Origin of the sequence: Microcoleus sp. Pol10D4 (assembly GCF_036701555.1) — a bacterium.
Taxonomy (GTDB): Bacteria; Cyanobacteriota; Cyanobacteriia; order Cyanobacteriales; family Microcoleaceae; genus Microcoleus.
In genome coordinates, this window is record NZ_JAUBRA010000041.1 from 14,364 (window position 1) to 32,487 (window position 18,124).

General features: G+C 44.6%; 21 protein-coding genes and 2 pseudogenes. 19 read left to right on the forward strand and 4 right to left on the reverse strand.

From position 1 onward, the window contains the following. The first annotated feature begins 325 nt into the window (after positions 1-325). The 3 genes from QUA36_RS19575 to QUA36_RS19585 all read left to right on the forward strand — a co-directional run bounded on the left by QUA36_RS19575 (position 326) and on the right by QUA36_RS19585 (position 2,671). Positions 326-1,162 (forward strand): alpha/beta hydrolase, encoded by an 837-nt coding sequence (locus tag QUA36_RS19575; protein ID WP_333099872.1) that lies wholly within the window; start codon positions 326-328, stop codon positions 1,160-1,162. Positions 1,163-1,235: 73 nt separating this feature from the next. Further along, positions 1,236-1,604: a cupin domain-containing protein gene (locus QUA36_RS19580; protein ID WP_333458792.1), complete on the forward strand. Its 369-nt coding sequence runs from the start codon at positions 1,236-1,238 to the stop codon at positions 1,602-1,604. Between the two features lie 341 nt (positions 1,605-1,945). Beyond that, complete coding sequence (locus QUA36_RS19585; protein WP_333093254.1) at positions 1,946-2,671, forward strand: alpha/beta fold hydrolase; 726 nt, start codon at positions 1,946-1,948, stop codon at positions 2,669-2,671. Between the two features lie 269 nt (positions 2,672-2,940). On the opposite strand, the gene QUA36_RS19590 is transcribed toward QUA36_RS19585, so the two are convergent. Then, complete coding sequence (locus tag QUA36_RS19590) at positions 2,941-3,138, reverse strand: hypothetical protein (RefSeq protein WP_333249089.1); 198 nt, start codon at positions 3,136-3,138, stop codon at positions 2,941-2,943. Between QUA36_RS19590 and QUA36_RS19595 the strand changes: the two genes are divergently transcribed. The 11 genes and pseudogenes from QUA36_RS19595 (at position 3,079) to QUA36_RS19640 (ending at position 8,709) form a co-directional block, all read left to right on the forward strand. Further along, the gene (locus tag QUA36_RS19595) at positions 3,079-3,330 is read left to right on the forward strand and encodes an SgcJ/EcaC family oxidoreductase (RefSeq protein WP_333249097.1); all 252 of its coding nucleotides are present in this window, start codon (positions 3,079-3,081) and stop codon (positions 3,328-3,330) included. The genes QUA36_RS19590 and QUA36_RS19595 overlap by 60 nt on opposite strands. A gap of 198 nt (positions 3,331-3,528) precedes the next feature. Then, positions 3,529-3,957 (forward strand): SDR family NAD(P)-dependent oxidoreductase, encoded by a 429-nt coding sequence (locus QUA36_RS31390; protein WP_445251261.1) that lies wholly within the window; start codon positions 3,529-3,531, stop codon positions 3,955-3,957. Positions 3,958-4,062: 105 nt separating this feature from the next. Next, the gene (locus QUA36_RS19605) at positions 4,063-4,356 is read left to right on the forward strand and encodes a hypothetical protein (protein WP_333099871.1); all 294 of its coding nucleotides are present in this window, start codon (positions 4,063-4,065) and stop codon (positions 4,354-4,356) included. A gap of 86 nt (positions 4,357-4,442) precedes the next feature. Beyond that, positions 4,443-4,706, forward strand: a pseudogene (locus QUA36_RS31395) (TMEM175 family protein). Positions 4,707-4,743: 37 nt separating this feature from the next. Further along, a complete protein-coding gene (locus QUA36_RS19610; protein WP_333143975.1) occupies positions 4,744-5,112 on the forward strand; it encodes a hypothetical protein in 369 nt (122 codons plus the stop codon). Between the two features lie 405 nt (positions 5,113-5,517). Beyond that, positions 5,518-6,111, forward strand: a complete 594-nt coding sequence (locus QUA36_RS19615) for an ester cyclase (RefSeq protein ID WP_333099869.1) — start codon at positions 5,518-5,520, stop codon at positions 6,109-6,111. Between the two features lie 74 nt (positions 6,112-6,185). Further along, on the forward strand, positions 6,186-6,290 hold the full coding sequence (locus QUA36_RS19620) for an SDR family oxidoreductase (protein ID WP_242022641.1): 105 nt from the start codon (positions 6,186-6,188) through the stop codon (positions 6,288-6,290). A 58-nt stretch (positions 6,291-6,348) separates the two neighbouring features. Then, positions 6,349-7,146 (forward strand): zinc-binding dehydrogenase, encoded by a 798-nt coding sequence (locus QUA36_RS19625; RefSeq protein ID WP_333458793.1) that lies wholly within the window; start codon positions 6,349-6,351, stop codon positions 7,144-7,146. A gap of 220 nt (positions 7,147-7,366) precedes the next feature. Beyond that, positions 7,367-7,744, forward strand: a complete 378-nt coding sequence (locus QUA36_RS19630; RefSeq protein ID WP_333458794.1) for a hypothetical protein — start codon at positions 7,367-7,369, stop codon at positions 7,742-7,744. A gap of 77 nt (positions 7,745-7,821) precedes the next feature. Then, on the forward strand, positions 7,822-8,223 hold the full coding sequence (locus QUA36_RS19635) for a RidA family protein (RefSeq protein WP_333099865.1): 402 nt from the start codon (positions 7,822-7,824) through the stop codon (positions 8,221-8,223). A gap of 108 nt (positions 8,224-8,331) precedes the next feature. Continuing rightward, on the forward strand, positions 8,332-8,709 hold the full coding sequence (locus QUA36_RS19640; RefSeq protein WP_333099864.1) for a nuclear transport factor 2 family protein: 378 nt from the start codon (positions 8,332-8,334) through the stop codon (positions 8,707-8,709). A 497-nt stretch (positions 8,710-9,206) separates the two neighbouring features. On the opposite strand, the gene QUA36_RS19645 is transcribed toward QUA36_RS19640, so the two are convergent. Next, on the reverse strand, positions 9,207-10,871 hold the full coding sequence (locus QUA36_RS19645; RefSeq protein WP_333458795.1) for an IS1634 family transposase: 1,665 nt from the start codon (positions 10,869-10,871) through the stop codon (positions 9,207-9,209). A 532-nt stretch (positions 10,872-11,403) separates the two neighbouring features. Between QUA36_RS19645 and QUA36_RS19650 the strand changes: the two genes are divergently transcribed. The 5 genes and pseudogenes from QUA36_RS19650 (at position 11,404) to QUA36_RS19680 (ending at position 15,174) form a co-directional block, all read left to right on the forward strand. Beyond that, on the forward strand, positions 11,404-12,111 hold the full coding sequence (locus tag QUA36_RS19650; RefSeq protein WP_333458796.1) for a Rieske 2Fe-2S domain-containing protein: 708 nt from the start codon (positions 11,404-11,406) through the stop codon (positions 12,109-12,111). An 83-nt stretch (positions 12,112-12,194) separates the two neighbouring features. Continuing rightward, positions 12,195-12,458 (forward strand): hypothetical protein, encoded by a 264-nt coding sequence (locus QUA36_RS19655; RefSeq protein WP_333458797.1) that lies wholly within the window; start codon positions 12,195-12,197, stop codon positions 12,456-12,458. A gap of 34 nt (positions 12,459-12,492) precedes the next feature. Then, complete coding sequence (locus QUA36_RS19660) at positions 12,493-12,966, forward strand: solute carrier family 23 protein (RefSeq protein WP_333458798.1); 474 nt, start codon at positions 12,493-12,495, stop codon at positions 12,964-12,966. A 27-nt stretch (positions 12,967-12,993) separates the two neighbouring features. Beyond that, positions 12,994-14,148, forward strand: a pseudogene (locus QUA36_RS31400) (ISL3 family transposase). A 39-nt stretch (positions 14,149-14,187) separates the two neighbouring features. Beyond that, on the forward strand, positions 14,188-15,174 hold the full coding sequence (locus QUA36_RS19680; RefSeq protein WP_333458801.1) for an NCS2 family permease: 987 nt from the start codon (positions 14,188-14,190) through the stop codon (positions 15,172-15,174). A 111-nt stretch (positions 15,175-15,285) separates the two neighbouring features. On the opposite strand, the gene QUA36_RS19685 is transcribed toward QUA36_RS19680, so the two are convergent. Next, complete coding sequence (locus QUA36_RS19685; RefSeq protein ID WP_333458802.1) at positions 15,286-17,145, reverse strand: bifunctional 3'-5' exonuclease/DNA polymerase; 1,860 nt, start codon at positions 17,143-17,145, stop codon at positions 15,286-15,288. Between the two features lie 664 nt (positions 17,146-17,809). Further along, entirely contained in the window at positions 17,810-18,076 is a 267-nt protein-coding gene (locus tag QUA36_RS19690; protein ID WP_333384221.1) for a GIY-YIG nuclease family protein, read from the reverse strand. Positions 18,077-18,124: the final 48 nt, after the last annotated feature.

Here is an 18,124-nt window from a genome sequence, read left to right on the forward strand (position 1 = left end):
GTTGGGCGAGCAACACGCAGGTCGGACTACAAGGCTTTGAGAACCTGTCACGATTTGTAGACCGCATGAATCTCGATGCTGGTGTGCGTGCCGCGCTGGCTACCGAAGCAGAATCAAAGCCATCTTAGAGGCGGCAAACGCGGCGATCGCGCTCAGGCAACAATGAAGGATTCTTGTCGTTCTGAAGTGACGGTAGGCAATGGATGCTTGCCCCATCTTGAAGTCTGCTTAACACAGCATTGTTAAAACGGTGATCGATCGCTGCATAACAATTGTGATGCAACAGACAAAAACACATCATCAATTTACAACGGAGAAACCTCTCATGCCTTACATTACCGTTGGTCAAGAAAACTCTGCAACCATCGATCTCTACTACGAAGATCTTGGGACAGGACAACCGATTGTACTGATTCATGGATTTCCATTGAACGGACATTCCTGGGAGAAGCAGGTTTTAGTTTTACTGAATGCAGGATATCGAGTAATTACCTACGATCGCCGAGGATTCGGTGCTTCCAGCCAACCCTCGTTTGGTTATGACTACGATACCTTCGCCGCCGATTTGAACACACTGATGACCAAGCTTGACTTGCAAAATACCGTGCTGGTCGGTTTCTCAATGGGAACAGGTGAAGTCACACGTTATCTTGGCAAATACGGCTCAGAGCGGGTGCAGAAAGCCGTGCTGATGGCTCCCGTTCCACCGTTTCTGCTAAAGACAGACGACAATCCAGAGGGTGTTGATCAAAGCGTTTTCGATGGCATTATGAAAGCGATTATTGACGATCGTCCAGCTTATTTCTCTGCCTTTTTCAAAGAGTTCTTCAATGTTGATGTATTGCTTGGCAATCGCATCAGCAATGAAGCGATTCAAGCCAGTTGGAATGTAGCAGCAGGGGCTTCTGCTAAAGGGACTTTGGATTGTGTACCTTCCTGGCTCACCGATTTCCGCGATGATCTGCCCCGCATTGATGTGCCGACTCTGATTATTCATGGAGATAGCGATCGCATTCTGCCACTGGAGTCCACCGCAGCAAGACTTCCAAAACTGATTAAAAACAGTCAACTGGTTGTCATTCCTGGTGGACCACACGCGATCAACTGGACTCACGCTGATCAGGTCAATCCCGTGTTGCTGGACTTTCTTCAGCAGAAATAATCAGTGACCCTTTCTCCTCCGAAATTCACAGATCCTGAACTTGATCCGATTGTGTAATTGCAAGCCTAAACTTATGCTGATCCAAAAACTAAACGACTGTGAAGAAATTATCGCTGGAGATGGAACTGTTCTGCGCGAACTGCTTCATCCTGACAAACAAGATATCAACTTGCGTTACAGTTTGGCACATGCGATCTTGCCTGTTGGCGAAACTTCGATTCCCCATTCTCTAAAGACTTCTGAGGTTTATTACATCATTAGCGGTGTTGGCGAAATGTCGATCGACAGTGAAGTTCGTCGCATTGAACCAGACGATACGGTTTACATTCCTCCAAATGCAATCCAGTTCCTTCACAACTACGGCGACGAACCCATTGTTTTCGTTTGTCTAGTTGATCCAGCTTGGCGCAAAGAAGACGAAACGATTTATGCACCAGTCTGATTCATGTAAATCTCACTGCTAGGGATGATTGCTCACGATCTTAGGAAACCCAGCCATCGTTTTCAGTCAATGTTCATTGAAACTCTCTAGGAGCCATCATGAGTACTGCTGTAGTGAATAGCACGTCCCATGTTGTGATGGTTGCCCATGCAGACGCTGTTGCCAAACTCATCGATTGTGCTGCAACCGCGCTATAGACGAGGCATAAACGCATCCGGCTACATCACTGGACAATCCTTAGTGATCGATGGCGGATACACAGCGAACTGACCCATTTCAAGAGAGAACAAGAGAGAAAAGACGAGCTTGATTTTCAGATCACATTTACAAGGAGGGATTCTATGTCAACTTTTGTCTTAGTTCATGGCTCCTGGCATGATGGTTCTGCTTGGCAGGCAGTCATTGATCAACTAGAAGCAAAGGGACATCATGCTTTTGCGCCCACGATCGCTGGGCATGGCAAAGGCGTGAACAAAAACGTCAACCATGCTCAATGCACGCAATCGGTCGTCGATTACATTGTGAGTAAAGACTTAAACGATATCGTTCTAGTCGGACATAGTTTCGGTGGGACAATTATTGCCAAAGTTGCTGAAGCAATCAGCGATCGCATTCGACGACTCATCTTCTTCAATGCCTTTGTCCTCAATGATGGTGAAAGCATCAACGATAACACCCCACCGCACTCTCAAGCGTTATCCGATCAGCTAGCGAGACAATCGGGCGATCATACGGTGATGCTACCTTTTGAGATTTGGCGAGAAGCGTTTATCAACGACGCTGACCTCGAACTGGCTCGATCGAGTTACGCACAATTATCGCCTGAACCGTATCAACCGTGGCTTGACAAGTTAGACCTAAAGCAGTTTTACTCGCTGCCCATCCCCAAAAGCTACCTTTACTGTACCGAAGACAACGTCCTTCCTCAAGGCGATTGGGGTTGGCATCCCAGAATGTCTACCCGCTTGGGGCTATTTCGGTTCGTGCAAATGTCCGGTAGTCATGAGGTGATGTTTTCCAACCCGGTCGGCTTGGCAGAAAAGATGATTGCGGCAGGACGTGACTAGCTGATGGTTGAGATGAACAACAGACAATCGCTTATCCCCGAAACAAGGGCGCTAACCGATCAGAATTTGACCAATCATCGTAGGAATCTGAAAGCAATCAAGCATTGGTACTGTCTATACTTCAGATCAAACAAACGGAATTAGCCGGCAACGCTTGCTGCTCCAGTAAGTTCATAGCGATCGAACGCAGCAGTGCATCTTCGTGCTGTTGTGTTCCTAAACTGCCAAAACAATTAGATAAGAAATCCCAAAACGAGGCGCTTATGAATTCACAAACAATTCAAAATCAACTCACCAGTCCTACTGACGAGTCCGCAATCCGTGCTTTCCATCACCAGATGATTGATGCTTAGAATCGAGGCAGCGGTGAAGACTTCGCTGCTCCGTTCAGCGAAACTGCCGATTTCATCGCGTTCGAGGGAACCCATCTCAAGGGTCGAAAAGCGATCGCTGCGTTTAATCAGCAAGCTTTCGACACGGTTGTCAAAGAAACACGCCTAGAGGGTGACGTGAATTTCGTCCACTTGCTGAATCCTCAACTTGCTCTCATGAATGGAGTTGTCAGGGTAATGCTGCCCGGACAACCCAAAACTTCACCGTCACGAGATTCGATGCAGCTATTCGTCGTGATGAAACGTGATGAAGATTGGCGGATTTAAGGGCTACTCAATGCCCGGAAGTTGACGCTAGAACGGCAATTCTTCTTGGACGAGTTTGACTCGCTGAGTGAAGAGGCTCAACGTCAAGTAACCGATTTCATTATAGATATCAAGCAGCGTCATCAAGCAAATCAATCTTGAGTTTTTAATAACGAGCGCAACTTACAGCAAACTCGATTGTGCCTTTAACATTGTGCCATTAACAATACAGGAATTGATTTTCCTCCTGACAAACTACTGCACCAAAAATTGATCGAGGACTTTGACAAGCTGATGTCAACGAATGCAAGAGGACTGTTCTTGTCCATGAAATATGAAATTCAACAAATGTTTAACCAAGGATCAGGTGAGATCGTGAACAATTCGTCAACCGTTGATTCTCAAGAAGGATGTATGAACACAGCAAAACTCACCTCTTCAAATGTCATTACACCAACAAAACTCTCCCATCGAGAGCATGAAGTTTTGAAGCTAATGGTTGCAGGACATAGCAATCCTGAAATCGCCACAATACTCTACCTCGGTCAGAGTACAGTCAAGACTCACGTCCATGGAATCTTGAATAAGTTGGGTGTCAATCATCGGGTGCAGGCAGCGGTTGTTGCATTGCAAATAGGATTAGTTTGATTTCGTCGGAAACTGGGTTGAAATCGTAGGGGTGAAAACAATGCAAACTTTACTCATCAAAATCAATAGGAACATTACACAACCACAAACCACAGGAGTTTTCTAATGAACCGAAAGATTCTTTCAACTACAATCATAACCGCAATCACAATCACAATAACAATTCTATCCGCCGTACTGTTACCGTTCAATTCTCCATCCTTCGCTCAAGTCAGTCCACAAGTGATTCCCAGAATCGAAGTGATCGAAGATTCCGAGGGAATTCCACCCAGCTACCGTTTAGTCATTAGCCGAGCTCAGGACGATGTTTATGTCTTCTGTCCCACTAACTTCGAGCCAGAGTTGAACTATCTGCGAAATGTGAAGGGGATTAAATGTAAACCGTTTACCAGTCCTTAGAAGTAAACCAGTACGGAGTACCGGACAACCATTTTTACAAACGGCCGTTATACAACGCGGTAAGCAAACAAGGAGCATATCCAAAAATGGTTAAAGGTAGGTTAGAGGCATTCAGTGATGGGGTAATTGCTATTATTATCACCATTATGGTACTGGAGTTAAAAACACCTCATAAGTCAGATTGAGCTGCACTACGTCCGTTGATTCCAACCTTTCTAAGCTAGGTGTTGAGTTTCGTGCATTTTGGTATTTACTGGAACAATCACCATCACCTGTTTCAGGTAGTCCGACAAGTGAATGGTTCAACTTTGTGGGCAAACCTACATTTGTTGTTCTGGTTATCATTATAGCGGTTCTCAGATTAATGAGGTATACAGAAACTCTGTAGTGTCAAGCTTTCCAGGCAAAAAATCGTACCTCACCTTTTTGAAAAAGGCTATATTTCCCTTTGTCACCGCATGGATGGGTGAAAATCACTTTGCTGCGCTGCCTGTGGCGCTTTATGGTGTGGTTCTATTGTTGGCTGCGATCGCCTACTTCACTCTGACCCGCACACTTGTTTTTCACCACGGTCAAGATTCCACACTTGCAAACGCTCTTGGTCGGAACTTTAAAGGCAAGTTATCGGTATTGATTTATGCAGTTACAATTCCACTTGCTTTTGCAATCCCTTGGCTTGCATGTGCATTATACGTTCGGGTTGCAGTTCTGTGGCTCATTCCCGATCGTCGTATTGAAAAGGCGTTGAACTCATAAAGTTCCATGTTCGGAATGCTTGTTTGTGAAATTAGATGCATCGAGTGAGGCGGATGTCCGGGAATTGCTGCAGAAAGCGATCGCGACCTATGGCAGACTCGTTGGTGGAGTCACAGTGCGCTAAAAGGAAAAATCATCATGTTCAGAGTTTTAGCAACTACAGAAATGCAAGAGGAAATTTAAGTGACAAAAAAGGTGAATCGGCAATGGTATCTTGCTACGCGACCTGTAGGTTCAATCACAGAATCGAACTATGAATAGAAACAGCTCTTTGACGGTACGAATCAGGGCAAACTCATCATTAATGTTTTAGAAGAGTAGGGACTAAGAAAACCATAAGAATCTGAAAGAAGTTAAGCATTGGAATCAATACAGTTGAGATAGAACGAACTAGGAGAATCTAACATGGTCAAAGAGCAAATTGTAGATAAACAAGCAAATGTACAGGCAACCCCCAACCTGACACTTGCTCAGGAAGCTTTACAAGCGGTCTGGGAAGAGCATATCGGGCACGAGTTTGGTACTCACAGCACTAAAGATGCTCTCGCTACAATGGTTGAGTACGCTTACGTGAATCACATTCCAGTAATGACTGGGGGAGTAGGGAAGCCGGCGCTGCGTGAGTTTTATTCCAAGTACTTCATTCCACAGATGCCGCCGGACATAGAGTTGGCTCCGGTCTCACGCACAATCGGAACCAATCAACTCGTCGATGAAATGCTAGTTAAGTTCACTCATACCATCCAGATGGACTGGATGCTACCTGGCATTGCTCCGACAGGGAAACGGATTGAAGTGGCAGTAGTAGCGATTGTCCAGTTCCGTGATGGCAAGTTAGCCCATGAACACCTCTACTGGGATCAGGCGAGTGTATTGGTTCAACTCGGCATACTTGATCCGGTTACACTGCCCGTTGTAGGGGTTGACAGTGCGCGCAAGGTACTTGATCCGAGCTTGCCCTCAAACGCACTGATCGATCGTGCAAGCGACCGCGACTAAAGGTTAGAACAAGCTTTCCATCAATGCTTAAACCTGCGATCGCAGGTCTAAATGTTTCTCAGCGATTGACTGGAATGACATTGAAACAGGTTTGCGAGGTTGTGTTTCTTTGCTCTGATGCTGCCAGCTACATCACTGGGCAACCCTTAGTGATCGATGGTGGATATACAGCAAGTTGATTGAAACAGTTCTATCTATAACATGAAACTATAGCCCTTTACACACAAGGATATGGCGATGCGTAGACTCGTGAGTTCACCAAACGCCGTTGGCAACCTCACCTTTCAAAACACTGAAGTTCCTACTCCGAAGGTTAACGAGTGCTTGATTCGCGTCAAGGCATTTTCGATGAATCGGGGCGAACTCAAGCGATCGCAAAACGATCCACTGGGCACTCCAATTGGCTGGGATGTCGTTGGCGTTGTTGAACAAACAGCACAGGACGGCAGTGGTCCACCCACAGGGACAAAAATTGTTGCCCTCTCTATCCGCTCGGAGGGCTGGGCAGAATATGTAGCAATTTCGACTCGCTGTCTGGCTATCATTCCCCAGGGCGTATCACATACCGATGCCGCCACACTGCCCGTCGCGGGGTTAACAGCACTGTATGCAGTGGAAAAGGGATCTCGTTTACTAGGAAGTCGGGTGCTGATCACAGGGGCAACAGGGGGAGTGGGACTCTTCGCCATGCAGCTTGCTCGGATGATGGGAGCCAGCGTCGTTGCCCAAATTCGTCAGCCAGCGCAAGAAGCATTTGTGGGAGATTACGGCGCGGATGAAGTGGTGGTGACCGAGACCGGGCAAGAAGCCAAGCAGTTCGCGCCTTATCGACTGATTGTCGATGGAGTAGGAGGTGAATTGGTCGGGAAGCTAACTGCGTTTTTGGCTCAAGGAGGCACCTGCGTTTGTTATGGCAGTAGCAGCGGCAACGAGATGAAGCTATCCCTGGCAGACTTCTATTCCGAGAATGGAGGACAGCGCACGCTTTACGGGTGGGTTCACGCTGTACACCGAAGTAGAGATGGAAATCGCTAGTTCTGGGCTGGCTCGTCTGCTGAGGTTAGTTGAGCAGGGGCGGCTCAAAACGCATATTGATCGAGCAGTTTCGTGGCGTGAAGCAGACGTAACGTCGGCTGATTTGATCGGGCGAAGATTTTCAGGTAAGGCTGTGCTGCATGTGGACTAATTGTTGTTCATCGGCTGAGTCATGTCAGCCACCTCGGAATAGATTATCGCTGAGCTTTATTTACAAAGAATGAAACAATTTACCTTGTTTACTTTCCTGTATCTGGCACTGGGAGTTTGTCTAACGGCGATCGCCCTTGGATACCCAAATCTGCCTTCGGGTCTTCAAATAAGCCTGTTCATCAGTGCAGGAGCGTCCTACCTCGTTTGTCTCTTCAGTACCTTCCCATCTTGGCGGGAGATGACAATCCGTTTCTATCGCAGGCGGAATTCAGCGGTCATTCTACCCTGGTTGGTGATTGGATTCAATCTTGTTTGGATGATCTGGGAAGTTCAGGGTCAGAACTGGGCAATGGAAGCCTTTTTACAAGCGTTTTCGCGGCTAATAGTTGTCTTACTTTTTGCAGAAATCATTGTGATTACACAGCAAGTGAATTCTGAACATTAGGGTCTAAATCGGATGATGCCGAAACAAACTCGTTTCAGCAACGCGAGATAGAGCAAATATACTACACAAGGAACGCCATGAATAAGCCCGAGTTTTTTGTCACCCCCGGGTATGGGGAATACATGTTGAATGAATTGCATTACTCCCAAGCGGTAAAAATTGGCGATCGAGTGGAGACATCAGGTCAAGGTGGCTGGGATGACAATCTGCAAATTCCCGAACCGCTTGCGGATGAGATTGCCCAGGCGTTTCGGAATGTAGAGCGAACCTTGGCAACTGCTGGTGCGGATTGGGAGGATGTTGTCCACGTCAATTCTTACCATGTTGGCGGGTTTCCCCCAGAAGTTAACGATGTGATGGTCAGGCTATTTCGCCATTACATGCCCAACCATGCCCCAATTTGGACACAGGTAGGAGTCGCGGCTCTTGGGCTGCCAACGATGCGGATTGAAATCCGTGTTACTGCAATTGTTCCGTGAATTTTGCACAAGCGGCAACGGGGTGATTCGGTGGCTAAGAAGGACGCACCGATCGGGAAACCGCTCTCGCTCCGTTAAAGCATCTACTTGAACAGAGGAGAAATTCAGATGTCAGACAAAAATAAAGCAATCTTAGAAGCGGCAAACGCGGCGATCGCTCAGGGCAATTATGAAGAATTTTTGTCGTTCTGCACGGACGACACGCAATGGACATTGGTAGGCGACAAGACCCTTCAAGGGAAGGAAGCCGTTCGCCAATGGATGGCAACGGAGTATGTGGAACCGCCTTTGAATATCGTTGCGAACTTGATCGCTGAGGGGGATTTCGTCACGGCACTCGGCGACCTCACAATCAAGGACGAAGAGGGGAAGACGGCTCATTACTCGTACTGCGATGTCTGGTGCTTTCGCGGCGGCAAGATGGTCGAATTAAAGGCTTTCGTGATCAAAACCAAGGTCAAGGATGAAAGCAGCAACGCGGCATAAAAGGAATCGATTATCATGAAAATTTTTTCTCATCACCTGCGAGAACGAAACTTGAAACCCACATTCCGCACCCTCAACTGGCACACACAGTTGGGGTGCTAATGGAGAGTAGATCGGTTTGTTAAACTTGAGTATAAATACTCAGAAAGCCGTGTCATGATCGCGGATGCGGGTCAATTCTGAAAAATACCCCTCTTCTGTCACTCTGGGAAAATAAAACCCACATTCCGCAGATGTGTGTGGAATTTTTTTATCAGTTGTGAAAAGTTGGAGTCAAAAAGTTTTTCCGTTTAACTTATGCGGTTTTAACGTCACGGGCACCTGTCAAATCTCCCGAAATCAACTAAACTGAAATAGTTGACTTTTTTTAATAGATTTATGGCGCTTTCTTCGCGAAATAACTTAGCTTTTTAGCCAAAATAAATCCCGCCAAGAGCTAATCATCTTGACTAATAAATGTGGATTATTCACCAAGATTTACAGCTTAATGGAGAGCGTCATCCACCTGCAAACATTAAATAGTACCGACTGCAATACTGTCCTAAATGCTTTAATACATCTTGACGGTCTTGGGTTAAATTACTGACTTGCTTATCTCCGTTGACCGTCACTAAATGTACCCCTTGAAACATCTGAAATATCCAGCGCATTGTCGGTTTATTGGTGAGTTTCTTTACCTGATTTCTGACTCCCTCATTGGTGGCTTCTAAGTGTTGTCTCAATTTCCTTTGCGCTAGGGTATAAACTAACAAGCACAGTCCCATTATCATTCCTATTGCTTCGACTCGCTCGGGATTTTTCACAAATACGCTTGATGTAAAAAACAATGGATCTTTGATAAATCTAAATCCTCTCTCGTTACTTTGCTGCGCTTTGTATTCTGATAGTATCTGTCGATCGCTCACCTCTTGAGTGTCTAAGATGTTGGTGGCTAATATAAATCTCCCGGCTGTGATTTGTTCGGCTTCTATTACTGATAACCGGGTTCCTATTTGACCCGTAACTTGATAAACTGTTGGATTTGTTTGGTTCTCTAGTTTCTGCTTGCTTGTCGATTTTTTGACTGGTTTTTCTCGGCATTCAATTTCTGTGATTTGGTGATACTTCCAGGTATCTGATAATCTTTTTATCGCGATTTCTGCGTCGGCTATACACGCAAACTCTTGTCTGAATAGCTTGCGTAGTGAGGAAGAAGCTGATTCTAATTGTTTCTCTACTTGCTGGGCTATTTTTTTGAGGGCTGCTTGTTTTCTGAGATCGCTTTCTACTACTATCCATCTTTGTTTGATGTTGGCATACTCGCTGGTTATGGCTGCTATTTTGTAGCCTTTAATTTGAGCTGATTCCCAGTCTTTATCTTCGATAGCTGAGATTTTTTGTCGGGCTGATTTGATACTTAATGGCACTCTGGTTATCCATTTCATTCCTGCCATTGCTGATAAGTTTTCTGCTGTGTATAAGGCACTGTCTGCTACACAGATTCCGTCGAAAGTCCATTGGTTTTTAAATTCTTTGAGTCGGGCTACAAAAACGCTTTTGTCATCGGCGTTTCCGTCATCTATTTTGAGATACAATGGTACGTCTCCATCACCGCTAACTATGGTGTCAATGATAAATTGTTTGAGGTCGGGTCTTTTGTCTCTTGAATATCCGTGAACGATTTTTATGGCTTTCATTTCATCGGGTGGGTCTGATGAGTCTGTTTCAATGTCTTGACTCTTTTCCTGACGAGTTTTGTATGCTCCTTCTACTGATATTGAACTGCTGTCTAGATGAACGCTGTTCATTTCTACTTGAAATTTATGAGCTGCTTTCAGGGCGATCGCTGTGAATAACTGTGTCGTTCCAGCTTGATGGTATTTGTCTAATGCTCTGCCTATTCTATCATCATTTAATTGTTCAGGGGTCACTCCTTCTCCTATTAGATGTTCTGTTGCTTTTCCGACAAAAAATGTGTCGAATAGGTAGATTGGGGCGCTCAAAAACCCTAATCCGTTCAAAATCATCGCTTTCATGACTTGTCCTGGGCTGAGGGTTTCTTTGTTGCTTATCCCCACTTTTTTGTTGACTTCTTCTACCAATTCCATTTCATCTATTATCCCGGCTACTATTCCCAAGTGGTCTAAATTTACGATATTTATCCCCGATAATGGCTGGTTCATGATTTTTAGAGTTGCTTTACTGCAGAAATCTATTATACACTAAAAACTCCCAAACGATTGCACGGCAATCGTTTGGGAGTTTATTGTTGCCAAATCTATCTTCCTTTACCTCTGCTTGAATATCTGCGGAATGTGGGATAAAAGTGAGAGCCAAATTTTAACTGTAGATAGAGCGGGGATTTGAGCGTTTATTTCCTAACAGAATGGCCCAAATCAAGATTTTTGATAAAAGTCTTATGCTCTAAGCATCCCGGATTATTTTATGCCGAAAGTGACAAAAGAGGGGTATCCCTCTTTTGTCACTCTGGGAAATTAAAAATGAGAACCAAATTTTCAACTGTAGGTTTATCAAGGATTTGAGCATTTATTTTCCAACAGAATGGCCCAAATCAAGGTTTTTGGTAAAAGTCTTATGCTATAACCATCCCAGATTATTTGCTGCCGAAAGTGACAAAAGAGAGGTATGTAGTAAATCGTACAGAAGTAAGCTTTCTAATATCTTAAGCTTCAGCGGTATTTCGCATACAGGATTATGCACACTATACAAGAACTATCGTGCAATTCTGCGTTTGTATTGCCTCGAAACTGCACCTTTAGTGAAACTGATTGGAAAGCCCTTGCGCCGTTTTGGTATCCGATCGCGTTCTCGCATCAAGTCACAGATCGACCGTTTGCCGCAAAGGTGCTAGATGAACGTCTCGTGCTGTTTCGACATTCCGATAGCTCGATCGTTGCAGCACGGGATTTGTGTTTGCATCGTGGTGTTGCTCTGAGTTTGGGATGGGTTGAGAACGATGAACTCCAATGCCAATATCACGGCATCGGCTACGACAAAAGCGGTCAATGCACGCGTATTCCCCCTCAACCAGATGCCGCAATTCCCGCTCGGCTGAAATTGACGACCTACGCTGTCACCGAACGCTATGGTTTAGTGTGGGTAAGGCTCATGGATAACGGTTCGGTGCATTTTCCATACTTTCAGGCATGGAATGATCCAGACTATATTCAGGTTCTGCCAGCCAGCGTAGCTCACGAAGCTGCCGCAGGTCGTCAAGTCGAAGGCTTTCTGGATGTGAGTCATTTTGCGTTTGTTCACACCGAATCCTTTGGCGATCGCGAAAATCCAGAAGTGCCAGATTATCCCGTTGAGCAACTACCACCCGGGTTTCACGCTGCGGGATGTCAGCACGGTGAGCAACTATCCGCACAATCTAAAGCATCTGAGTCCGCCTGGGTTTAAGTGGCGTCGATTGTTTGAAGTGTAGCTGCCGTTCACAGCGAAGTTAAGCGTTACCTTTGGGAACGGGCAGTTAGACATCCTGAATGCTGCCTGTCCGGTTTCAGGCCGCAAAACGCGCTTGGGTAGTGCCGAGAGGCCACAATTTTGACAAAGATGGACCGCTGCAAGACATGCTGGACTTTAACCATCAAGTGTTTGGCGAAGATAAGGACATTGTTGAAGAACAGTATTCCGAAGATTTACCGATCGCGCTGCAAGATGAAGTCCACATTGCCGGGGATAAAAGCTCGATCGCCTATCGCAAAGGATTGGCCGCATTGGGTCTAGGACGATCGTTTACCGCCTAACTCCTATCTCAATTAAATTTCGGATATCCAAATCATGAGCGCTGATTTAGAATTTCAAAAACCAATTCCACCAAAGCAATCCTACACAGGTTGGCAAGCAGCACTGGCAGAGTTCTTTCAGTTTGATTTCTACAGAACCAATTTCAGAACAGAGACGCTCGCGGGTATCACCACGTTCATGACGATGGGATACATCTTAGTCGTCAATCCGATTATTCTGTCAAACGCGATTTTTCTACAACAGCCTGGAGATTTGTTTTCGCAATTGGCTGTAGCAACCGCTGTGGCGTCGGCAGTTGGAACCTTCTGCATGGCAATTTTAGCCAACTACCCGTTCGGGCTCGCGCCTGGAATGGGAACGAATGCCTTTTTTGCTTTTTCAGTTGTAATCGGACTGAAAATCGATTGGCGGTTGGCGCTGTCATGCGTGTTTGTTCAGGGACTAATTTTTATGTTTCTGACGTTGACAGATGTACGTAAGTTAGGCTCTCCTGAGTTTATGGTGTAAAATAGATCAACCAATACAGTTAGAGTAATGAGCTTTCATTTGGACTATTTATTAGACTTGCCTGGAGTCAAGGTTGAAACTTGCACTCAAATTGAAGGACAAATTTACTTTAAACTGAGTGCTTTGGCTTCAAAAATAGTTTGTCCTCACTGTAATAATTATACAGAAGAACTGCACCAAGATCGACCTATATTAGTCAGGGATTTATCAGTTTTCGGTCGCGAGTGTATATTTACAAGTGCCTCGTAGGCAGTTTTACTGTACTAACTGTCAACGTTATGTTACAGAAAAATTAGAATTTTTGGACAAAAAAAGACGGCATACTCAACGATACGAACAAAATATTTATGCGCGTGTTCAACAGTCGAGCATGGAACAAATAGGGCGAGAAGAACGATTGAGTTATGACGAAGTTAAAGGTATTGTTAGTCATGTGAGTTCCTCTCAAAAAAAAACTGTTGGGAGTCAGTCAAACGAGTAAGTATAGATGAGATAAGTATGAGAAAAGGAAAAGGAAGTTTCGTAACAGTCGTCAGTGACATCGAGGGGGGTAATTTGATTGAAATGATTGACTCTCACCGTCAGCAAGATATAGTTGAAGTCCTTATGAGGCAACCACTTGAGGTGCGCGAAAAAGTTGAGGAAGTGAGTGTTGATATGTGGGGAGGATTTCCCAAAGTTATAGAACAAGTATTCCTAAATGCTAAACTTGTTATCGACCGTTTTCACGTGATGAAAGCAGTTAATAAAGACTTGAATAAGTTGCGTCGAGGAATAGGAATTACAGACAGAGGTAGTAAATATTTATTATTGAGTAATCGAATCAATCTTGAACAAGAGCAAATAGAAAAGCTGGAAATAGTTTTGAAAAAATCAGAATGCTTAAGAATTGCCTACGAGATGAAAGAAGAGTTTCGAGAAATATATGAAACCAATATGACCGTCACAGTAGCTCAGACAGAATTCAAGAATTGGCTGAATTATGCGAAAATATTTTTCCAAGAATCAGCTTCGACAATTGTTAATCATTTTGAAGGAATTTGTAATTACTTTCTTAATCGCACAACAAGTGGAGTGATGGAAGGGATAAATAATCGAATTAAATTAATTATGCGACAAGGATATGGCTTCTCAAACTTTGATAATTTTCGAGAACGCGTATTAGCTTGCTTTTCTAATTAGATAAAAATATCACCGCAAGTTCAGGAGAGCCGTAAGTTATTGATCGCGGCAATTCCAAAGTCGCTCAAGCACGCAACCGCAGGTGGGATTGGCTTGTTTATTGCCTACATCGGGATGTCAGGAGATGTTGTTAATGGAGGGGCCGGATTGATTGTGGCAAATCCAGCCACAAAAACGGCGTTTGGCAGCTTAGCAGAACCGAACACGCTACTGGCTGTGGCGGGTTTAGCGATTACAGCCGGATTGGTGGTGCGGCGCGTCAGAGGTACGTTACTATTTGGAATCTTTGGAACTGCAATTTGGGCTTGGCTGTTCAAGGTTTCACCCCCACCTCAAGGATTTTTTGCGCTGCCGGAACTGCCAAAAGACATTTTTGGTCAAGCATTTCTGGGCATTTCTAATCTGAATGCCGAGAATTTTATTGATTGGATTGCAGTGCTGTTTGTATTTCTGTTTGTGGATATTTTTGACACCATCGGGACGTTAACGGGTGTCGGAATGAGGGCCGGCTATATCGGCCCGGATGGCGAGTTGCCGCGTGCCAATAAAGCATTGATGGCAGATGCCATTGGCAACACAATCGGTCCAATCTTCGGTACGTCGAGCGTGACGACTTATGTTGAATCCGTCGCAGGCGTTGCTGAAGGCGGTAGAACTGGATTTACCGCTTTAGTTGTGGCAGGATTATTTACGGCGTCGCTGTTTTTCATTCCGGTGTTTAAAGCGATTCCGGCTTTTGCAACGACGCCGACGCTGGTTATTGTTGGCGCGATGATGTTAGGTGAGGTGAAAGAAATTCCCTGGGATGATATGTCGGAAGTGATTCCAGCGTTTCTAACGATTTTCCTGACTCCATTAACGTATTCGATCGCGGAAGGGTTGTCGATCGGATTTATTGCCTATCCGATTGTGAAAACCTGCCAAGGTAGAGCCAAGGAAGTGTCTGGGGGAACTTGGATCGTGGCGGGCATCTTCGTGATTCGGTTCATCTTTATGTCGCTGCGGTTTCATCATTCAGCAGCCTGAGCCGGCATAGGGAGATCCAACTGCTAGGTTTGAATCACTTATATCAAGTTCGATCTCCCTGATATCTTGCAGCAATGTCAATCAGGGGATTTTTCGTGGGGTCGGGCGGGTTTATCCTCCCCAACTTTCCATCACCTTAATTTCTACCTCGCAAGGAATCGGAGAAAGAAACTTATTCCCGGCTTTCACCATACATTTTTTAAGCAAGGCTTTAACTGGCCTCACTTCTTCAAGAGGACACTCTATTAAAATTTCATCGTGAACGACACAAATCAGTTTAGCATCCACCGTGCAGCTTAGAGGTGAAAAAATGAGAGCAAGAGCGAGTTTAGTAATGTCAGCGCTCATCCCTTGAATTGGGTTATTTAGCATTTCGTTAAGCAGCGGTTTAGTATCTTTTGACCATAATCTCCTTCTGCCTAAGACAGTCCGACTCTCTCGAATATCTCGGCTCCAGGCGCTCCGAACTTTGCCGTGAAATTGTTTGATACCTGTATAGGATTCAAAGAACTTCTTACGAAAGTGTGAAGCTTGTTGCAGCGTTAAAGTGACTCCATGCTCTGCTTGAGCCATATTCTTAAATTTCTGTGCTCCCATGCCATAAATTAAACCGAAGTTAATAATTTTACCGAGCTGTCTGTCTTCGAGAGTAATTTCAGATAAGGGTTTTGCCAGCACCAAAGAAGCGGTCAGAGAGTGCAAATCTTCCCCTTTGGAGTAAGCTTTCACCATCGTGCGATCGCCCGAAACCTTCGCCATGATCCGCAGTTCAATCTGGCTGTAATCGGCTTTGAGCAGGACGTAACCGGGTGCAGCTTTAAAACACTGTCGAGTTTCCTTATCTCTGGGGATATTCGTTAAATTTGGCTCTCGACAACTAAACCGTCCTGATCTAGCACCAATCTGAAACCAGTTGGGATGAATGCGCCCTGTAATCGGGTGAATGCGTTCAGGTAAACCCAGAGTAAAAGTATCGATACGAGCCGATAAACTGCGGTATTCTAACAGTGCTTGAATAACGGGATACTCGCCTTGCAAAGGAATTAAATGTTGAGAGCTAGTGGAAGTAACAGGAATACCTTTTTCTTGCAAAGCCGCTAAGACTTGCTTGGGAGAGCGAGGATTAATTGTATCCGTAAATTCTGGCAGCAGAGAGATTTGTTGGTGAGGGTTAGGTGGATGGAGTTGCGAATTAATTTGTTTTAAAAGAGAGTCACGTTGATGACAGAGCTTCACTCCCAAAACTCTCCACTGTTCTCTATCTAAAAGCATTCCGTTGAGTTCCATAGAAGCCACCGCAGGCAGACAGGCAAACTCTAGTAAAGCAGTTTTGCAAAGCTTAGAAGCTTTCAGTTTTTGTTGCAGAGCAGCAGCCAGCGGGAGTAAGATTGCAGCATCGGTAGCAGCATATTGCAGTTGAGCGAGTGTTAAGTTTCCTGACCAATCGCTAACTTGCTGCGTTTTGTCTAGCTTTACTTTCAACAAATTCTCAGTGGCAGCCTCTAGGGACAAATGGCGTTTTAGTCCAGCCGTTAGCACTCGGTAAGCCAAATAGGTATCGAAAAAGGGTTTGGATGGTTCCAGTCCGGCAAAAGCGAGCATTTGCCATTCAAATTTGAGGTTGTGACCTACCTTCAGTGCAGGACTCGCTAAGAGGAAGCGTAATGGTTCGAGGGAACTGGGTTCAATTGCCCATAAATCTACAATGATTACTGGATGGTCAGGAATGGCAAGTTGTAACAATCTAATTTTGGCTTGGTAGGGGTCAAGCCCTGTTGTTTCGCAGTCTATACCGATGATTTTTGCTTGTTGGAATGGTTGAAGGGCTGTTTCAAGATTGAAAGCAGTATCGATCAGTTGGTAAGGAGTTTTAAGTGTAACTTGCAACTGAGCTATTTTAAGTTTATTGGGGGTCAAAGGAGTTGGGATAGCGGGTGATATTTTCTGCTTCTTTAGCGAATCATGTTTCATAATTAGTTCCGTTGATAAAAATAGGGAAAGAATCTCGCTGTGTCAATAATGCACGAAATTTTACTCTTTTTAAGGAGTTCTTGACATTAGGTAGCTTGAGGATGGTGGGTTTTATTTGGGAAGTATATGAGTTATAAGTCACTTTTTTGTAAATCAATTTTATTCCTGAACTTTAGGAATAAGGTAAAAGACATAAAGGATGGCGTTTGGTCTTAAAAAAACCAGTGGTTGCCTGGTTTTGATTTAAAATAGTTGCCAACTTTAGAGTCGGCAACAGTTGTTTTAGCTATCCCAAGTGCCGCCTAAAAAGTCGCAGCCTGGTTTGCTATCTGTAACCTTTTTACAAATGGCTGCGTTAGCGTCTGTTGTTATTAAGAGCAAAAGGCTTGTTAAAGCGATAGCGAGCAGTTTTTTCATAACGGTGAACTCAGATGTATGAACTTCACCGATACAGCACTGTTAAGTGCGACTTTAATTCGGAACGATGAGATTTTAAAAAAATGGTTCTCCCGGATCTATGCTAAAATCTTAGTAAAACATCAAAAAAACCCACACAAAAGTGAAAGACAAACTAACTGAAATACTCTATCTTCGTGGAGTTATCGTTAAAGAACAGTAGATTTTTAACCAAACTCTAATTTGAGAGGGAGAACCAGTTTTGGCTCTAAGTAGATTTGTACTGGGGTGCATTGCACATCGGGCAAAAACGACGACTATTCTTCTGACGTTTCAACTGACGTTCTAGAGAGCGATCGCCGCTCCAAACTTCTGCTACTTTAAAGGTAATTCCCCGTTTTTTAGCCACGCCACAGAGTCTTGCACCTCTATCCTCACAGAGTCTTGCACCTCTATCCCATCTGTGATTGCGAATTCTTTCATCCAAATCGTTCGTGTACCCTAAATAATGTTGAGTTGGTCTACTAGGATTGATGCGTTAGTGGAAATGTAAGAGGTAAACCATTACAGTTTTTCATCAAAA

Excerpts from the sequence above, each read along its gene's own strand:
- QUA36_RS19575 (WP_333099872.1), top strand. The coding sequence starts at position 326 with ATGCCTTACATTACCGTTGGTCAAGAAAACTCTGCAACCATCGATCTC.
- QUA36_RS19580 (WP_333458792.1), top strand. The coding sequence starts at position 1,236 with ATGCTGATCCAAAAACTAAACGACTGTGAAGAAATTATCGCTGGAGAT.
- QUA36_RS19585 (WP_333093254.1), top strand. The coding sequence starts at position 1,946 with ATGTCAACTTTTGTCTTAGTTCATGGCTCCTGGCATGATGGTTCTGCT.
- QUA36_RS19605 (WP_333099871.1), top strand. The coding sequence starts at position 4,063 with ATGAACCGAAAGATTCTTTCAACTACAATCATAACCGCAATCACAATC.
- QUA36_RS19615 (WP_333099869.1), top strand. The coding sequence starts at position 5,518 with ATGGTCAAAGAGCAAATTGTAGATAAACAAGCAAATGTACAGGCAACC.
- QUA36_RS19620 (WP_242022641.1), top strand. The coding sequence starts at position 6,186 with ATGACATTGAAACAGGTTTGCGAGGTTGTGTTTCTTTGCTCTGATGCT.
- QUA36_RS19625 (WP_333458793.1), top strand. The coding sequence starts at position 6,349 with ATGCGTAGACTCGTGAGTTCACCAAACGCCGTTGGCAACCTCACCTTT.
- QUA36_RS19630 (WP_333458794.1), top strand. The coding sequence starts at position 7,367 with ATGAAACAATTTACCTTGTTTACTTTCCTGTATCTGGCACTGGGAGTT.
- QUA36_RS19635 (WP_333099865.1), top strand. The coding sequence starts at position 7,822 with ATGAATAAGCCCGAGTTTTTTGTCACCCCCGGGTATGGGGAATACATG.
- QUA36_RS19640 (WP_333099864.1), top strand. The coding sequence starts at position 8,332 with ATGTCAGACAAAAATAAAGCAATCTTAGAAGCGGCAAACGCGGCGATC.
- QUA36_RS19645 (WP_333458795.1), bottom strand. The coding sequence starts at position 10,871 with ATGAACCAGCCATTATCGGGGATAAATATCGTAAATTTAGACCACTTG.
- QUA36_RS19650 (WP_333458796.1), top strand. The coding sequence starts at position 11,404 with ATGCACACTATACAAGAACTATCGTGCAATTCTGCGTTTGTATTGCCT.
- QUA36_RS19655 (WP_333458797.1), top strand. The coding sequence starts at position 12,195 with ATGCTGCCTGTCCGGTTTCAGGCCGCAAAACGCGCTTGGGTAGTGCCG.
- QUA36_RS19660 (WP_333458798.1), top strand. The coding sequence starts at position 12,493 with ATGAGCGCTGATTTAGAATTTCAAAAACCAATTCCACCAAAGCAATCC.
- QUA36_RS19685 (WP_333458802.1), bottom strand. The coding sequence starts at position 17,145 with ATGAAACATGATTCGCTAAAGAAGCAGAAAATATCACCCGCTATCCCA.